The organism is Mycobacterium sp., from assembly GCF_035570115.1.
In the GTDB taxonomy this organism is placed as follows: Bacteria; Actinomycetota; Actinomycetes; order Mycobacteriales; family Mycobacteriaceae; genus Mycobacterium.
The window spans coordinates 1-15978 of the sequence record NZ_DATMLH010000099.1 but is presented as its reverse complement, the minus strand read 5'-3'; the positions used below and the strand labels follow the sequence as shown (position 1 = coordinate 15978).

General features: G+C 66.3%; 13 protein-coding genes and 1 pseudogene. 4 read left to right on the top strand and 10 right to left on the bottom strand.

What is annotated here, in order from left to right:
• Nucleotides 1-58: 58 nt before the first annotated feature.
• From VNW74_RS08750 to VNW74_RS08710, 9 genes and pseudogenes are all read right to left on the bottom strand, one after another.
• On the bottom strand, nucleotides 59-292 hold the full coding sequence (locus tag VNW74_RS08750) for a hypothetical protein (RefSeq protein ID WP_325676206.1): 234 nt from the start codon (nucleotides 290-292) through the stop codon (nucleotides 59-61).
• A gap of 115 nt (nucleotides 293-407) precedes the next feature.
• A complete protein-coding gene (locus tag VNW74_RS08745; RefSeq protein ID WP_325676205.1) occupies nucleotides 408-665 on the bottom strand; it encodes a hypothetical protein in 258 nt (85 codons plus the stop codon).
• A 131-nt stretch (nucleotides 666-796) separates the two neighbouring features.
• Entirely contained in the window at nucleotides 797-1222 is a 426-nt protein-coding gene (locus VNW74_RS08740; RefSeq protein ID WP_325676204.1) for a hypothetical protein, read from the bottom strand.
• A gap of 36 nt (nucleotides 1223-1258) precedes the next feature.
• Entirely contained in the window at nucleotides 1259-2998 is a 1740-nt protein-coding gene (gene treZ, locus VNW74_RS08735) for a malto-oligosyltrehalose trehalohydrolase (RefSeq protein ID WP_325676203.1), read from the bottom strand.
• The gene (gene treY / locus VNW74_RS08730; RefSeq protein ID WP_325676202.1) at nucleotides 2991-5300 is read right to left on the bottom strand and encodes a malto-oligosyltrehalose synthase; all 2310 of its coding nucleotides are present in this window, start codon (nucleotides 5298-5300) and stop codon (nucleotides 2991-2993) included. Before treY ends, treZ begins: the two co-directional genes overlap by 8 nt.
• Nucleotides 5301-5303: 3 nt before the next feature.
• Entirely contained in the window at nucleotides 5304-7484 is a 2181-nt protein-coding gene (glgX, locus tag VNW74_RS08725) for a glycogen debranching protein GlgX (RefSeq protein ID WP_325676201.1), read from the bottom strand.
• A gap of 83 nt (nucleotides 7485-7567) precedes the next feature.
• On the bottom strand, nucleotides 7568-9751 hold the full coding sequence (locus VNW74_RS08720) for an acyltransferase family protein (RefSeq protein WP_414686632.1): 2184 nt from the start codon (nucleotides 9749-9751) through the stop codon (nucleotides 7568-7570).
• 76 nt (nucleotides 9752-9827) lie between these two features.
• Nucleotides 9828-10331 (bottom strand): annotated as a pseudogene (gene ripD, locus VNW74_RS08715) (NlpC/P60 family peptidoglycan-binding protein RipD); the annotation flags it as partial.
• A 357-nt stretch (nucleotides 10332-10688) separates the two neighbouring features.
• The gene (locus VNW74_RS08710; protein WP_325676199.1) at nucleotides 10689-11126 is read right to left on the bottom strand and encodes a hypothetical protein; all 438 of its coding nucleotides are present in this window, start codon (nucleotides 11124-11126) and stop codon (nucleotides 10689-10691) included.
• A gap of 67 nt (nucleotides 11127-11193) precedes the next feature.
• On the opposite strand from VNW74_RS08710, the gene VNW74_RS08705 reads away from it, so the two are divergent.
• The 4 genes from VNW74_RS08705 to VNW74_RS08690 are packed head-to-tail and all read left to right on the top strand — an operon-like array spanning nucleotide 11194 to nucleotide 14873.
• Nucleotides 11194-12534, top strand: coding sequence for an adenosylmethionine--8-amino-7-oxononanoate transaminase (locus VNW74_RS08705; protein ID WP_325676198.1), 1341 nt, complete (start codon nucleotides 11194-11196; stop codon nucleotides 12532-12534).
• Between the two features lie 4 nt (nucleotides 12535-12538).
• Nucleotides 12539-13687 (top strand): 8-amino-7-oxononanoate synthase, encoded by a 1149-nt coding sequence (locus tag VNW74_RS08700; RefSeq protein WP_325676197.1) that lies wholly within the window; start codon nucleotides 12539-12541, stop codon nucleotides 13685-13687.
• A complete protein-coding gene (bioD, locus tag VNW74_RS08695; protein ID WP_325676216.1) occupies nucleotides 13684-14364 on the top strand; it encodes a dethiobiotin synthase in 681 nt (226 codons plus the stop codon). The genes VNW74_RS08700 and bioD overlap by 4 nt, the downstream gene beginning before the upstream one ends.
• Entirely contained in the window at nucleotides 14364-14873 is a 510-nt protein-coding gene (locus VNW74_RS08690) for a 2'-5' RNA ligase family protein (RefSeq protein WP_325676196.1), read from the top strand. Before bioD ends, VNW74_RS08690 begins: the two co-directional genes overlap by 1 nt.
• 1 nt (nucleotide 14874) lies before the next feature.
• On the opposite strand, the gene VNW74_RS08685 is transcribed toward VNW74_RS08690, so the two are convergent.
• Nucleotides 14875-15978 (bottom strand): NAD-dependent formate dehydrogenase (locus VNW74_RS08685; RefSeq protein WP_325676195.1); only part of this gene is annotated, 1104 nt, incomplete at its 5' end.

Here is a 15978-nt window from a genome sequence, read left to right as displayed (position 1 = left end):
AGGTTCACCGTCGCCCAGACGCTTCCTGACTCAGCGGTCCTAGGCGTCGACGTTTTGGTTACCGGAGGGATTCGACGGCCAATTTCGCCTCCGCCAATCCGGCACCGGTGGCGTTGCGATATTCCTGGATCGCCGCGATCGTCTTGCCCGCGCGGACAAGGTCGACCACCCCAGGTGGCATCCCGTCGACGACGGCCGCTGCGAACGGGACGTAGCGACCGGGGAAAAGTGCTTCGAGCTGCTTTTCGATGTAGTCGAGACGGGCTCTTGCCCCGTGGTCAATTTCGCTCATGGGACGACCCGGGCTTTCCCTGCGATTTCTGGGGTGGTCATGAGCGCAAGCTACCCGAGTCGGCACGCCGGTGCGGACTGGCCGACGAGCTCAAGCGGGACCGAGGCCGCCGAGATCACATGTGGCCGCCAGGCCCCATGTGGTGGTCCATCCCCATGTGGTCGCAGCAGGACATCGCCGCCGAACCCATGTGATGACCGGCCCAATGTCCGCCAGTGGTCCAGCTCAAAAGAAAGCCCGAGAAGAATATGACCGCGACGATGAACACGGATCCAGCAGTAATGCCCACCCATGCCAAGGCCCGGTTCAGCCCGGCTGGTCCAGCAGCGCCTGACGTCACAGTCGTAGTGCTCGATTCAGATGCTTCAGCCACGATAGGGTCCACCTTCCTGTGTTATCGCCGGACTGGTTGATCGAGGTGCGTGGGGCACAACCAGCCGGCGTTCGGGATGCCGATACCATACCCCAGTAGGGTATTAATGGCGAATGCGATCTTCGGTTTTGCTAACCAACCAGCTCAAGGGAGTCGTCGTTGGCGCGGAAGATCGGTTCCAGCGGGACAGCGAACCTTTCGGCCATGTCGGCGAGCGCCTTCGACCACACCCGGTCAGCCGAGGCAACCGGTCCACGACCGGGTCCGGTTAGCAGCAAAGCCACCGTGGTGCCCGGCCTGAGGTCATCGAGCAGCGTGCGCAGCGCCGACATGAGGTTCCAGATGATTCGGCCCTGCGGTCGCGGACGGATCTGCACTTGGCTGAGCTTTTTGGTAAAGCAACGATCCGGACCGATGAGGCCGAACCACAGCAGCCGTTCCTCAAATCCCAGTGGCCCGACCAGCGCTCGCCACCGCTGGCGCAGGTCGGCGGCCGAACGCACGGGGTCGTTCGCGGTCTCAATCGGTGGAATCGGCAACAGCTCGCGATGACTCATCACGGCATCATCCTGGTTGCCTGCGCCGCCGGATAGTCAGCAATCCACAGCCCGCAGGATGGCGAACGAATATGGCTGGATCTGGGTGGTCTTGGCACCGGCGCTCGGCGAAGCCGAGCACAACACCACCTCGCCGGTGAGCGGGAGATCCACCGTCTCGGCGCCCAGGTTGCAGGCGACCGCCAACCGACCGCGGTGCATGACGATCCAGCGCTGGTCCTCGTCGTAGTCGATCACCATGTGGTCCAGCCATGGGTCAGCCAAGTCAGTTTCGCTGCGTCGCAGCGCGATCAGGTCGTGGTAGAGGCGGCGCAGTCGTGCGTGTTCACCGGCGTCGGCCTCGTTCCAGTCCAGTTTCGAGCGCTGGAAGGTCTGCGGGTCCTGCGGGTCGGGAATCTCGTCGGCGTCCCATCCGTGATCGGCGAATTCCTTCTTGCGTCCTTCGACGGTGGCACGTGCCAACTCGGGCTCGGGATGGGAGCTGAAGAATTGGAACGGGGTCGACGCTCCCCATTCCTCGCCCATGAAAAGCATTGCGGTGTAGGGAGACCCGAGCACCAGCGCAGCCTTGACCGCCAGCTGGCCATAGGTCAGGTTCTGCGACGGGCGATCTCCGAGCGCACGGTTACCGACCTGGTCGTGAGTGCAAGTGTAGGCGAGTAGTCGGGTAGCCGGAATGCCCGAGCCCTCCGCCGTGTTCAGTGGCCGTCCGTGTCGCCTCTTTCGAAACGACGAATAGGTACCCGCGTGGAAGAAGCCGCTGCGCAACGTCTTTGCCAGTGTGGCCAGCGAGCCGAAGTCGGCGTAGTAGCCCTGGCGCTCCCCGGACACCGCGGTGTGGATGGCGTGGTGGATGTCGTCATCCCACTGCGCGGTCATCCCGTAGCCGCCGCTGCGACCGCGGGTGATCATCCGCGGGTCGTTCAGGTCGCTCTCGGCGATCAGGGACAGCGGACGGCCCAGTTCCTCGGCCAGTAGCTCGGTTTCGGCCGACAGCTCTTCCAGGATGTGGATCGCGGTGGTGTCCACCAGCGCATGCACGGCATCCAGCCGCAGCCCATCGGCGTGGAAATCATGCATCCAGCGCAGCGCGCAGTCGATGATGTAGCGGCGTACTTCGTCGGAGTCGGCGTCGGCGATGTTGATGCCTTCTCCCCACGGATTGCTCGCCGACGACAAGTATGGACCGAAGCGGGGCAGGTAGTTGCCGGACGGACCGAGGTGGTTGAACACCGCGTCGATCAGCACCCCCAGGCCGCGGCGATGGCAGGCATCGACGAACCGGACCAACCCGTCGGGTCCGCCGTAGGGTTCGTGCACGGCATACCACAGCACTCCGTCGTATCCCCAGCCGTACGTGCCGGAGAACGCGTTGACCGGCATCACCTCGACGAAATCAACGCCGAGATCCACCAGGTAGTCCAGCTTTTCGATGGCCGAGTCGAAGGTGCCATCAGCGGTGAAGGCGCCAATGTGCAGCTCGTAGATCACCGCACCCTGGGCAGAACGGCCGGTCCAATCGCTGTCCGTCCAGGCGTGGACCGCCGGCCTCCAGAGCTGCGAGCGGCCGTGCACGCCGTCGGGTTGGCGGGGGGATCGCGGGTCGGGCAGCACCTCGGGATCGTCGTCGAGGAGGTATCCGTAGCGAGCGGTCGGTGTCGCGTTGACAGTCGCCCGCCACCAGCCGTCCGGGCCGCGTGTCATCGGAAACACCTCGCCGGCGATGTCGAGACGGACCGTTTCCGGTTTGGGCGCCCACACGGCGAATTCATGCATCGGCGCGCTCCAGCAGAGCCGTCGGCAACTCGGCGAACAACTCGGCGGCCGACACCGGCCCGGTGACCATTGCACCGGTCAGCACGTCGGTCCACGAACCGTCGGGCACCGCCAACACCGTGTCGCCCCAGCCGATGTGTTCGAGGTGCACCGTCCAGCGCGTCACCGCGACCAACACGTCGGCGCCGCGCCGGAACGCCAGCAGATGATCGGCGGCGGTTCCCGCCGCGAGCACCGGGTGGTAGCCACCGCGCAGGTATGTGTCCGGACGTGCGCGACGCGACTGTAAGGCCGCCTTCACGACACGGATCTTAGGATGCTGCAAGGTCTTTAGTGTCTGCCGTCGGGCAGCGTAGTCGACCCGGCGCCGGTTGTCCGGATCGACCAGGCTGTCGTCCCATATCTCGGTGCCCTGATAGATGTCCGGCACGCCGGGCACGGTCAGCGCGAGCAGCTTTTGACCCAGCGCGTCGTTCTCGGCGTGCGGTTGAAGCCGGATCACCAGCTCGGTCAGCTCGCGCGCCACCGGCCCGTCCAGCACGGCGTCCAGCCAGCCGTGCACCGCACCCTCGAAGTCTGCGTCCGGGTCCTGCCATGACGTGTGCCAGGCCGCTTCCCGTATCGCCTTCTCGCCGTACGCGTGTAACCGGTCGCGCAGCTCGCCGGTGACCTCGCCGCTGGCCGGCCAGACGCCGAAGATGTTCTGCCACAGAAACAGTCCGGTCGCCGGGTCGGGGGCGGGGGTCAGAGTTTCCCAGCGGTCGACGAACTCGGCCCACAGCGACGGCACCTGCGACAGCACACCGATGCGGGCGCGGACGTCTTCGCTGCGTTTGGTGTCATGGGTGGACAACGTCGTCATCGTCTGCGGCCACAATCGGGCGCGGGTCGCGGCGCGCTGATGGAATTCGGCGGCGCCGACGCCGAACCGATGCGGTTCGCCGCCAACTTCGTTCAGCGACACCAGCCGGGCGTCACGGTAGAACAGGCAATCCTCGACGGCCTTGGCCGTCACCGCGCCGCACAGCTGCTGCAGCCGCGCCGCCGGCTCGCCTCCGCCGGCTAATGCGGCGGCGATCACCTGCAGCGGAACGTCCAATTCCGGTGCAGCAGATTGGGTCGCGGCCAGCGCGGCGGGCAGTACCGCCGCCAAGCCGCGGTAATCGCTGCGATAGACGTCGATGTGAGTGAGCAGCGCCGCCACCGCCGCGGGCAGTTGGGGATGGTCGGCGCCGGCCGCTGCGGCAATGCATCGCCGTAGCCTGTCCAGCTCGCTGGCCAGCGTTTCGGTTGCCGCCGCGGTCTTGAGGTCGGCCAGCATGGTCGGCATCTGCTGGTAGTCGACGCCGGCGGATCCGAACAGCGCCGTCAACGCCGGCGCACCGTTCGGATCGACGAAAACCCCGCCGACCTCCCGCAACACGTCGTATCCGGTCGTGCCGGCCACCGGCAGCGTCGGCTCCAACGCCTCGTCGATCGCGAGGACCTTTTCGATCACGATCCACGCGTCGGGTCCGGTGAGTTCGCGCAGTCGGCGCAGGTACCCCGAGGGATCCCACAAGCCGTCGGGGTGGTCGATGCGTAAGCCGTCGACGAGTCCGTCGGTGAACCAACGGGCCACCTCGGCGTGACTGGTGTCGAACACCGAACGATCTTCTTGGCGCAGCCCGGCCAGTGCTGTGATGGAAAAGAAACGACGATACCCGCACCGTTCGTTCTGCCAACCGATCAGCCGGTAATGCTGGCGTTCGTGCACTTGCGCACCGCCGCCATCGCCGGTGCCCGGTGCGATGGGCAGCGCCAGGTCGCCGAGCCGCAGTAGGTCGTCATCTACCGTGAGATCGGCGGCGTCATCGTCGGAACCCAACAGCGGCAGCACGATTCGACCGCGTCCGGAATCCCGGTCGAGTTCCCAGTCGATGTCGAAGAACGGCGCATAGGCCGAGGACTCGCCGTGCCGCAACACATCCCACCACCACGGGTTCTGTTCCGGCTTGTCCACCCCGACATGATTGGGGACGATATCGACGATCAGCCCCATCCCGCGGGCGCGCGCCGCCGCCGACAGTCGTGCCAGACCCTCCGGACCGCCGAGCTCCGCCGACACCGTCGTCGGGTCGGTGACGTCGTACCCGTGCGCCGACCCGACGATCGGGGTGAGGATCGGCGACAGATATACGTGCGAGACCCCTAGCTCGTCGAGATAGTCGAGCAGGTCCTCGGCGTCGGCGAACGTGAAGCCAAAACCGCTCGACTCACCCCGCAGCTGCAACCGGTAGGTGGACAGTACCGGAAATACCATGCGTCACTTGGTCTTACGAAACACGAGCAGAGCCCGCGGCGGCAGCGAGACTTGGTCGCCATGGCTTACGACCAGCTTCACCTCACCGGTGGAATCGGTGGTGTCCAGTTCCGCCGTCCACTCGGTGGCGTAGTCGTCGTTGGGTATGACGAAATCGACCGCGTGGTCATGGGCGTTGAAGCACAGCAGAAACGAATCGTCGACCACTCGCTCGCCGCGAGCGTTGGGCTCGCGCAGCGCCTCGCCGTTGAGGAAGACCGAGATGCACTTGCCGAAGTCGCTGTCCCAATCCTCCGACGTCATCTCGTCGCCCGCCGGCGTCAGCCAGGCGATCTCGCGCACCTGATCGGCGCTGCGGATGGGACGCCCCTCGAAGAACCTGCGGCGCCGAAAGACTGGATGGTTTGTGCGCAACGCGGCGACTTTGCGGGTGAACGCCAGCTGGTCACCGTTTTTGTCGACCAGCGACCAGTCCATCCAGGACAGCTCGGAGTCCTGACAGTAGACATTGTTGTTGCCCTGCTGAGTGCGTCCCACCTCGTCGCCGTGCGCGATCATCGGGGTTCCCTGGCTGAGCATGAGCGTGGCCATGATGTTGCGCATCTGCCGGTGGCGCAGGTCCAGGATGTCCGGGTCGTCGGTCGGCCCTTCGACGCCGCAGTTCCAGGAGCGGTTGTAGCTTTCGCCATCCTGGTTGTGTTCGCCGTTGGCCTCGTTGTGTTTCTCGTTGTAAGACACCAGATCGTTCAGCGTGAACCCGTCGTGTGCGACGACGAAATTGATGCTGGCGCTGGGACGGCGGCCGGTCGCCTCGTAGAGGTCCGACGACCCGGTCAGCCGGGACGCGAACTCACCAAGGGTTGCGGGCTGACCCCGCCAGTAGTCACGCACGGTATCGCGATACTTCCCGTTCCATTCGGTCCACAAACCTGGGAAGTTGCCGACCTGGTAGCCGCCTTCGCCGATGTCCCACGGCTCGGCGATCAGCTTGACCTGGCTGACTACCGGATCCTGCTGCACGAGGTCGAAGAATGCGCTGAGTCGGTCAACGTCGTAGAACTCACGGGCCAGCGTGGACGCCAGGTCGAAGCGAAAGCCGTCGACGTGCATCTCGGTCACCCAGTAGCGCAGCGAGTCCATGATCAGCTGCAAGGTGTGCGGCATGCGGGCGTTGAGGCTGTTGCCGGTGCCGGTGAAGTCTTTGTAGAACCGCAGGTCCTCATCGACGAGCCGGTAGTAGGCCCTGTTGTCGATCCCGCGGAAGTTGATCGTCGGGCCCAGCTGGTTGCCTTCGGCGGTGTGGTTGTACACCACGTCGAGGATCACTTCGATGTCTTGCTCATGGAATGCCCGCACCATGGTCTTGAATTCGGCCACCGCACTGCCGGCCCGCCGGTTGGCGGCGTACTCGTTGTGCGGGGCGAAGAACCCGAAGGTGTTGTACCCCCAGTAATTTCGCAGCCCCAGCTCCAGCAGCCGGCTGTCGTGCAGGAACTGATGAACCGGCATCAGTTCGATCGCGGTGACATTCAGCGATTTGAGGTGATCGATGATCACGGGATGAGCAAGGCCCGCATAGGTGCCACGCAGTGCTTCGGGGATGCCGGGATGGGTCTCGGTCATGCCCTTGACGTGTGCCTCGTAGATGACCGTCTCGTGGTACGGGGTGTGCGGTGCCCGGTCGGTCGCCCAATCGAAGAACGGATTGATCACCACGCTGGTCATCGTGTGCCCGAGCGAATCGACCTGCGGGGGAGTTCCGGTCTCGCCGGGGTCGTTGGCCGCAACGGCCATGTCGTAGGAGTACAGCGCCTGGCCGAACTGGAACACGCCGTCGAACGCCTTCCCATACGGGTCGAGCAACAACTTGCTGGGGTCACATCGGTGACCGGCGGCCGGGTCGAACGGCCCATGCACTCGAAACCCATAACGCTGTCCGGGGCTGACGGTCGGCAGGTAGGCATGCCACACGTATCCGTCGACCTCGTCAAGGGGAATACGCGTCTCGTCGCAGTTCTTACCAATCAGGCATAACTCGACCTTCTCCGCGATTTCGGAGAACACCGCGAAGTTGGTGCCGCCGCCGTCGAAAGTGGCGCCCAACGGATAACTGCTGCCGGGCCAGACGGTGCTCAGCTTCGGCGAAGCTTTGGCAACACCACTGGTTGGGTCTGACGGGGGCATAGTTCGACCTTATCGGCGGCCCGATCTGGTCGCTCTGTTGGCTCTCACGGCCCGCGCCATCGTGGCAGGCGCTAACCGGGCGGTCACCACCAACCGGTGGCCGCCCCGACCTGCCGACCCAATTCATTGGTCATCGTGCGCATGTAGGTGGCGGACAGGTGATGAGCGTCGTGGTATACCAACACGTTTCCCTCGACGGCCGGGCAGATGTCGGGTCGACAGACGGCATCGCTCATGTCCAGTGGTTTGAGCCCTGGGAATTGCTCGACGAAATCGAGGGTGGGGTTGTGGTCGGCCAGCACGTCGGAGCGCTTGATACCGCACGAGATGGCGTCGCCGCCTTTGGCCAGGCAGTCCGACGGGTTGAACGGTTGGCCGTCTTTGACCAGCCAAGGGGTGTCGCGCATGGCGAGGACCGGAATGTTGTTGTCGGCGAACGTCTGCCAGATCCCGATGTAGGTTCCCGGCATCACGTCGCCGGGTTTGATATTCCACGGTCGCGTCGAGGTGGTGAACACGTAGTCGGGGTGGTCGGCGACCACCTGCGCCATGGCCTTGGGCACCCAGTCGCGGCACTCCGGGTACGGCGCGTTGTTACCCATCACCAACGGCATCTTTTCGGTGGACAGTGGGCAGCCCATCTTGAGATAGGTCGTCACCTTGACGTGGTGCGTGCGGCCGAGAATGTCCAGTGCGGTCAACCAGTGCTCGGCGTGCGAGCCGCCGGCCAGCGCGATGGTGCGGGTGGCGGCCTTGTCGCCGTAGGTGCATTTGATCAGCGCGGTGTTGGCGAAGTCGCTGATGCAGCCGTCCCGAGTGGACGGCGGGTAATCGTTCTGGGCTTCCAACACCGTCGGCCGGATGCGCAGCTTGGGCACCCGTACGTGTTTGACGAGGGCACGAGCACCGGGATAGTCGTGGGAGTTGAGCCCAGTTAGCTCTTTGCCGCTGGCGCGTTCGACGTTGACGTGCTCGACCCAGGTGAACGCGGTCGCGGTGAGCGTGACACCCAGCATCGCTACCACCGATCCGAGCACGATGGTGGGGCGACGCAACCGCACCCGCCACGGGATGGACGGGGCGGACTCCGATGCCGTACCGGCCGGTGCGCGGTGCCGCAGTGGGTCTTCGACGAACCGGGTGGTCAGATGGGCCAGCACACCGGATATCAGCAATACCGCGGTGCCCTCGACGAAGTTGGCGTGCCGGTGACCGGTGTATGCGAGCCAGAAGATCAGCAGCGGCCAGTGCCAGAGGTACAGGGAGTAGGCCATCGCGCCCAGCTTCACCAGCGGCTCGACCGCCAGCAGCCGGTTGGGCCACGGCAACTGGTCGCCTGTAGTCGGGTGGGCGTACCGGTTTGCGCCGGCCAGGATGAACAGCACGGCGGCCCCGACGGGGACCAGCGCCCATGGTCCCGGGAACTCCTTGACGCCGTCGATCAGCGCACCGCAGGACAGCACCGCTACCAAGGCGATGGTGGCAATCATCGTGCGCAGCCACATCGGCCAGCGGATGTAGGGGACCAGCGCGCCGGCGAGCACCCCGAGCAGCAGCTCCCAGGCCCGCGCAAAGCTGTTGTAGTAGGCGGTCGCCTGGTTGGCCTGGTGGGCAAAGATCGCGTAGACAAACGAGGCCACCGCCAGCGCGCTGAGCAGCAGCACGAACGTCATCCGCAACCGGTTGCCGAGACGGCGCCGGAACAGAAATGCGAATCCGAAAATCAAAGCCAGGAAAGCGATATAGAACTGGCCCTGCACCGACATCGACCAGATGTGCTGCAGCGGACTGACCGCTTCACCGGCCCGGAGATAATCGGCCACCGTGCTGGCCAGCTCCCAGTTCTGGTAATAGCCGAGGCTGGCCAGGCTCTGGTCTGCGAAGGTCTCCCAGCGGGTCTCTGGCTGGATCAGGATGGTCAAAACCGCGCACCCGGCCAGCACCACGACAAGAGCCGGCAGCAACCTACGGACCAGCCGAATCACTTCCGGCACGGGCGATAATGCCCCGGCTCGGCCCCCAGTCGGGTTCAGTGCCGCGCGAAGCAATTTGCCGCCGAAGAAGAAGCCAGACAGTGCCAAGAACACGTCCACCCCGCCGGAAACCCGGCCGAACCACACGTGGAACATCGCGACCAGCGCAATGGCAATGCCACGCAGCCCGTCGAGATCGTGACGATAGAACCCTGCTTTCCGGTTTCCCATTGCGGACTGGGCGGATTCCGCAATGGCGGCGACGGCCGGACGGGTCGGGGAGACTGTCATGATTGACAGACAATCTACCCAACCCGCCGACCGCCGACAGCGCGCTAATGGCGCGCCGTTGACTTCCCGGTCAGGAGTCGATGATTCGGGTCAGATACGGAGTCATGCCGTTGGTGCGGGCCGGCGAGACCGTGACGGCAGGCTCGGTGGCCTCGATCATCTGACCGTTGCCGAGGTACATCGCGACGCTCTGAGTGCCACCGGGGCCGTAGCAGAGCAGGTCACCGGGCCGTGCTTGTGCGGGAGCAACTTTGCGGCCGACGCTGCACTGCTCGCCCGACGTCCGCGGCATCTTGAGCCCGGCGCCGGCGTAGGCGTACTGGATCAGACCTGAAGCGTCGAACCCGACCACGTTGGCCTTCAGCCCGGTGCCGCGGGTTGGGCCGGCGACGTTGCCGCCGCCGTACAGGAACGGCACACCGCGCTGCGCAAGCGCGCGTTGAATCACATAGCTGGTCGATTGCTGGTAGCCCACCAGCGACGGGTTCGGGTCAGCGGTCGCGAAGTTGGGGCTGAGCATCGGTAGCGTCAGCAACAGGGCCAGACCGATCGGGACTGCGTAGCTGCGTCTCATGCGGATCACCTCTCTGTGGCTTCAGCGCGGTGACTTCGCGCATCCGCCGTCATTCCATGCCGGTTCACCACAGAGACTCGTGTGCTGGCCCGCCCCGTTGGGGGCCGCACGCCGCCACCTAATGCCCCTGAGGACATGGCAGAAGACGTCGACCCTCGGTGAACCGTTGAATTCACAACAGTCACTACAGACACTTTGGCAACAAATAGCCGCGGGTGCCATAGTGCAGGTGCTTCCCGAGGGATTTTTTGTCGTAACGTGACCGAACGGTGACCGCTTATTGGGTCTTATTGGACCAAAGCTCAATCTGCTGCGGGCAGTTGTGATTTCGCTCTCATCCGGACTTTCGCCAAACGCGTCGCCGGATCAACCTTGCCAGTGCCAGTACGGCACGCTGAAGGCGGTCAGGGCCGAGCCCGCCACCGAGGTCACGACGAGGATGCCGAACGCCAAGAGCGGCCAGAAGGACAGGTACCAGCCCCTCAACAGGGAAACCACCGGTCCGATGAGAGCCGCGGAGATCGCGGCGCCGACACCGCCCCACACCACCGGGTAAATGTAGAAATCGACGCCGTAGGGCACCGGCGGGCAATCGTCACCCGTACACACGTCGGTGAGGAAGCCGAAAAGCCGTGCATACCAATCCGTCGTAATGGCCAGGACAACCAGTGTGACCAGCGTCGCGACGGCGCAGGTCACGTCCCACGGAACCAGTCGCAGCCGCAGTACCGGTGCCGGGGAGGGGGCTGAGGAGTGAGCATCGTGGCCCGCGGAGGGGTCAACGGGCTGTTGCGTCGGGACCATGGTCGTTCAATGCTGACCGAGGCTCAGGTCGTGGGCAAATCGGTGGACTCCTTTACCCTCGTTCTCTATGGTCGCGGAGACACCCGGGCTCACCGCCGAGCAGATCAGCGCGATCGATGCGGCGCATTTATGGCATCCCTACAGCACGATCGGCGGCTCGAACGCCGGCGCAGTGAGGCCGAATGTGGTCGCGGTCGGCGCCCATGGCGCCCGGCTGACGCTTATCCGCGACGGCAGGCCGATCGAAGCGCTCGACGCGATGAGCTCCTGGTGGACGGCCATCCACGGGCACGGTCACCCGGCGCTGGACGCGGCGCTCGCGGCGCAGCTGGCGACGATGAGCCACGTCATGTTCGGCGGGCTGACCCATGAGCCCGCCGCGCGGTTGGCCCAACTGCTTGTCGACATCACGCCCTCGGGGCTTGAGACGGTTTTCTTCTGCGACTCCGGATCGGTGTCGGTGGAGGTCGCGGTCAAGATGGCGCTGCAGTACTGGCGCGGCCGCGGCCGGCCCGGCAAGCGGCGGCTGATGACCTGGCGCGGCGGCTACCACGGCGACACCTTCACCCCGATGAGCATCTGCGACCCCGAGGGCGGCATGCATTCGCTGTGGGCCTCCGGAGAGAATTCCGTCCTGGCGCGGCAGGTGTTCGCCCCACAGGTACCCCGCGACTACGACGCCGCCTACAGCGCGGCGTTCGAGGCGCAGCTGGCCGATCACGCCGACGAAGTGGCGGCCGTCGTCGTCGAACCGGTGGTGCAGGGCGCCGGCGGGATGCGCTTCCATGATCCGCGCTACCTGGCGGACCTTCGGGAGATCTGCCGGCGGCACGACGCGCTGCTGGTGTTCGACGAGATCGCCACTGGATTCGGCCGCACCGGCGAGCTGTTCGCCGCCGACCAGGCCGGCGTCAGCCCCGACATCATGTGCGTCGGCAAGGCGCTCACCGGCGGATACCTCAGCCTGGCCGCGACCCTGTGCACCACCGACGTCGCGCACACCATCAGCTCCGGTGAGGCCGGGGCGTTGATGCACGGGCCTACCTTCATGGCCAACCCGCTGGCCTGCGCCGTATCGGTGGCCAGCGTGGAGCTGCTGCTCGGCCAAGACTGGCGATCGTCAGTTGCCGCGATCAGCGCCGGGCTGACAGCAGGCCTGGAACCGGCGCGGGCATTGCCGTCGGTGACCGACGTCCGGGTGTGCGGGGCCATTGGCGTCATCGAGTGCGACCGCCCCGTCGACCTGGCGATCACCACCCCGGCGGCCTTGGACCGCGGGGTGTGGCTACGGCCGTTCCGCAACCTGATCTACGCGATGCCGCCGTTCATCTGTACGCCTGACGAGATCGCGCAGATCACCTCCGCGATGGTCGAGGTGGCGCGACTGACCGGCTCTCGTAGGCTTTAGTGCGATGACGCAGATCGATACGTCACCGCTGGCCTGGCTGGAGGCGGTGGAGCAGCAGCGCCGGCAGGCCGGGCTGCGACGCGCGTTGCGCCCGCGTCCGGCAGTGGCCACTGAACTCGACCTGGCGTCCAACGACTATTTGGGTCTTTCCCAGCACGCGCAGGTCATCGAAGGCGGAGTCGACGCGCTGCGCACTTGGGGTGCAGGTGCCACCGGTTCGCGGCTGGTCACCGGTGACACCATGCTGCACGGGGAACTCGAGGCTGCTCTCGCCGAATTTGTTGGCGCCGCAACGGGTTTGGTGTTCTCCTCCGGATACGCCGCCAACCTGGGGGCGGTCGTCGGATTGTCCGGCGCGGGTTCGCTGCTGGTGTCAGACGCCTACTCGCACGCCTCGCTGGTCGACGCCTGCCGGCTGTCGCGGGCCCGGGTGGTGGTGACGCCCCATCGCGACGTCGACGCCGTGGACGCGGCATTGGCGGCGCGGGACGAAGAGCGGGCGGTCGTCATCACCGAGTCGGTGTTTTCCGCTGATGGTGCGCTGGCTCCGGTGCGCCAGCTGCACGAGGTGTGCCGCCGGCATCGCGCGTTGCTGATGGTCGACGAGGCTCACGGCCTGGGTGTGCGGGGCGCAGGCGGACGCGGGCTGCTGCACGAGCTGGGACTGGCCGGCGCGCCGGATATCGTGATGACCACGACGCTGTCCAAGGCGCTCGGCAGCCAAGGTGGGGCGGTGCTGGCGACTTCGCCCGTGCGCGACCACCTGATCGACGCCGCCCGGCCGTTTATCTTCGACACCGGTCTGGCGCCGGCGGCCGTGGGCGCCGCGCTGGCCGCGCTGCGCGTCCTGAGCGCCGAGCCGTGGCGACCCGAGGCGGTGCTGCGGCACGCGGGCACGTTGGCGCAGATCTGCGAGGTGTCCCAGGCGCCGCAATCGGCGGTGGTCTCGGTGATCCTCGGCGCGCCGGAGGTGGCGTTGGCCGCCGCCACGGCATGCCTGGACGCCGGGGTTCGGGTGGGCTGCTTCCGGCCACCGACCGTGCCGGCCGGTACGTCGCGGCTGCGGCTCACCGCGCGGGCGTCGCTGGATGCCGACGACCTCGAGCTGGCCCGCACGGTGCTGACCGACGTGCTGTGCGCGGCACGGCGTTGACGGTCCTGATCGTCACCGGAACGGGGACCGGGGTCGGCAAGACCGTCGCGACCGCGGCCCTCACGTCGGCGGCGCGGCAGGCCGGGGTCGACGTCGCGGTGTGCAAACCAGTCCAGACCGGCACCGAGGCCGGTGACGACGACCTCGCCGAGGTGACCCGATTGTCAGGGCTTACCAAGGTGGTCGGGCTGGCCCGTTACCCGCAGCCCCTGGCGCCGTTGGCCGCCGCCGAGCAGACCGGGACGTCATTGCCCACCCGCAGCAACGTGCTGAAACTCATCCGCGCGCTGGACCGTCGGGGACAGTTGACCCTGGTCGAGGGTGCTGGGGGCTTGCTGGTCGAACTCGCCGACGCCGGCGTCACGTTGCGGGATCTCGCGGTCGACCTGGGTGCTGCGGTGCTGGTGGTGGCCACCGCTGAGCTCGGCACCCTCAATCACACCGCGCTGACCGTGGAATCGCTTGCCTCACATGGAATTCCGTGTGCCGGACTGGTGATCGGCACGTGGCCCATGCGGCCGGGCGTGGTGGAGACCTCCAACCGATCTGCGCTGGCACGCCTGGCGCCGCTGCGCGCCGCACTGCCTGCCGGTGCCGCATCGATGAAGGCCGGCGAGTTCGCGGCGATGAGCGCGCAAGCCTTCGACCGGGAATGGGTAGCGGCGCTGGTCGGCTAATGGTTCATTCGATCGAGCTGCTCTTCGACCACGACACCGAGGCGACGATCCGCCAAATCTGGGAGGACTTGGCAGCGGCGGGCATACCCAGCCAGGCGCCGGCCAGTCGTCCGCACGTGACGCTGGTGGTGGCCGAGCGGATCGCGCCGGACGTCGATGCGCTGCTGCGGCCGGTGGCGCAGCGATTGCCGCTAGGGTGCGCGGTGGGGGCGTCGCTACTGTTTGGCAGATCCAACGCCGTGCTGGCCCGGCTGGTCGTGCCGACGGCCGAGCTTCTCGCGATACACGCTGAGGTGCACCGGATCTGCGGCCCCTACCTGCTGCCCGGCCCGATGCCGAACAGCCTGCCCGACCAGTGGACGGCGCATGTCACGCTGGCCCGCCGAGTTGGGGGAGCCCAACTCGGGCGGGCCTTGCGCATCGCGGGTCGACCGTCAGCGATAGACGGCACCATGGCAGGTTTGCGCCGCTGGGACGGCAGCAAACGCGTCGACCACCTGATCAGCTGACCTACTGACCGCTGCTGCCGGGGCTGGCGCCGCTGCCGGCGGTGTAGGACGCCTTCCCAGTACCGGCCAACGCTCCGCCGGCCACGATCAGGTATTCATCCCGGATGGGTTTGTCGGCGAAGAAGTCTTCGAGGATCTCCCGGGTCCCTGCGGCATAGCGTGCCTGGGCGGACAGCGAAGTGCCCGAGATGTGCGGGGTCATCGCCTCGTGCGGCATGGTCCGCCACGGGTGGTCGGGCGGCGGCGGTTGCGGGTACCACACGTCCCCGGCGTAACCAGCCAGCTGACCGCTCTTCAGCGCCGCCACGACCGCGTCGCGCACGCAGATCTCGGCCCGAGCGGTGTTGACGATGTAGGAGCCGCGCCGCATCGACGCCAGCAGCGTCTCGTCGAACAGGTGATACGTCTGGGGGTGCAGCGGAGCGTGGATGGACACCACGTCGACGGCGCGCACCAGCGACGCGGCGTCGGGATGGTAGGTGACGCCGAGTTCCTTTTCGACATCTTCGGGCAGCCGGCGGGTGTCGGTGTAATGCAGATTGACGTCGAAGGGGGCCATCCGGCGTAGCACGGCCTGGCCGATGCGGCCGGCGGCGATCACCCCGACATCCATGCCCTCGACGTCGTAGGAGTGTTCGACGCAGTCGGCGATGTTCCAGCCGCCGTCGGTCGCCCACTTGTGCGACGGGACGAAGTTGCGCACCAGCGCCAAGATCTGCATGACGGCGTGCTCGGCCACGCTGATGCTGTTGCAGAAGGTGACCTCGGCGACGGTGATCCCACGGGCAATCGCCGCGTCGAGATCGACGTGGTCCGAACCGATCCCGGCGGTGAGGGGCAGCTTCAGATTGGGGGCTTTGGCGATCCGCTCGGCGGTCAAATAGGCTGGCCAAAACGGTTGGGAGATCACGATATCGGCGTCGGGCAGTTCGCGTTCGAACTCCGAGTCCGGGCCGTCCTTGTCCGACGTCACGACCAGTTGGTGACCGCCGCTTTCGAGGAATTTGCGCAACCCCAGGGCGCCAGACACGCAGCCCAGCAGCTCGCCGGGAGTGAAATCGATGCCCGACGGGCTCGGCACGCTCTGGCCGCCTGGATAGCTCTG